Annotated in this window: 2 protein-coding genes; both read left to right on the forward strand. The window is 28.8% G+C overall.

The window, feature by feature from the left end:
• Positions 1-1,053, forward strand: a 1,053-nt coding sequence (locus tag C3E89_RS04415) for a S66 family peptidase (RefSeq protein WP_442870587.1), incomplete at its 5' end; no start/stop codon positions are given.
• A 259-nt stretch (positions 1,054-1,312) separates the two neighbouring features.
• Positions 1,313-1,529: hypothetical protein (locus C3E89_RS04420; RefSeq protein ID WP_336512932.1), on the forward strand; the 217-nt coding region annotated here is incomplete at its 3' end.

Consider the following 1,529-nt stretch of genomic DNA (forward strand, 5'->3'; position numbering starts at 1 on the left):
GAACTAATAATGATAAAACCAAAAAAATTAAAAAGAGGAGATACAGTAGCAACGGTAAGTTTGTCATGGGGTGGAGCAGGAGATAAAGAATTTAGATATCGATATGAGATAGGTAAAAAAAGAATGGAAGAATTGTTTGAAGTAAATGTTATAGAGATGCCAAACAGTTTAAAGGGTAGTGAATATTTAAATAATAATCCCAAAGCAAGAGCAGAAGATTTGATGAATGCCTTTAAAAATAAAGAAGTAAAAGCTGTTTTTTCTAATATAGGTGGTGATGATACCCTAAGATTGTTACCTTATATAGATTTTGAAATAATAAAGAGAAATCCGAAAATATTTATGGGTTATTCTGATACAACCGTAAATCATTTTATGTGCTATAAGGCTGGTTTGACGAGTTATTATGGTCCGAGTGTTTTAGGAGAATTTGCAGAAAATGTAGAGATGCACGATTATACGATTAAATGGATCCAGAAATCACTATTTAGTAATGAAACTATAGGAGAGATTATGCCAAGTGAATATTGGACATCACAATGGTTAGCATGGGAAAAGGAAGAAAATAGTAAAATAAAAAGAAAAATGAATGTGGAGAAAAGGGGTCATGAGATTCTTCAAGGAAAAGGAAAAGTAAGAGGCAAACTGATAGGTGGTTGTATAGAAGTATTGGATTGGTTAAGAGGCACAACTTTATGGCCAAGTTTAGATGAATGGGAAAATAAAATATTATTTCTAGAGACTAGTGAAGATAAACCTACCCCAGATTATATAAGATGGTATCTAAGAGCTCTAAATGCTCTTGGCATATTTGGTAGAATAAATGGTTTAATAATAGGTAAGCCTCAAGATGAAAAATATTATGAAGAATATAAGGATGAGTATTTAAAAGTAATAAGAGATGAAGCAAAAAGAGATGATCTTCCAATAATGTATAATATGAACTTTGGACATACAGCACCAATGTTTATTTTACCCTATGGTGTTGAAGCAGAAATAGATTGTGACAATAAAAAGTTTAGAATTAATGAATCAGGAACAGTAGAAGAATGAGATAGAGCAAGTATATCAAGAATAAATAGAAGTACTAAGGGTATTAGATAAAAAACAAATAATGTATTGCAATAGATAAAGTAGGAAGAAGCATATAATACTAAGATAAGAAATGATATATTCTATCTAAGAAAATATACAGATATATAAGCAAGAAATTAATATATACTATAAAAGAATGTTAATTCAAAAATATAGGCTTAAAGATTTATTATTATCAAGACCACTAACCCTTAGCATATGCTTAATGAGTGTTACTATGGTTATTAGACTATTGGATATTTTTGTTTTCGGATTGGACGATCTATTAGGTGAGATTATATTGTCAAAAATAATTGGTTTTATTATTGTAATTCTATTTGTAAAGATAGTTGGCGATAACATTAGTAATATTGGATTTAATATTAATAATGGGAGGTCAATTTTTCAATCTATAATATTTATACTTATTCCAATTCTAATCATGCTTACTAAGA

Source organism: Clostridium sp. Cult1 (assembly GCF_021655095.1).
GTDB lineage: Bacteria > Bacillota > Clostridia > Tissierellales > Tepidimicrobiaceae > Schnuerera.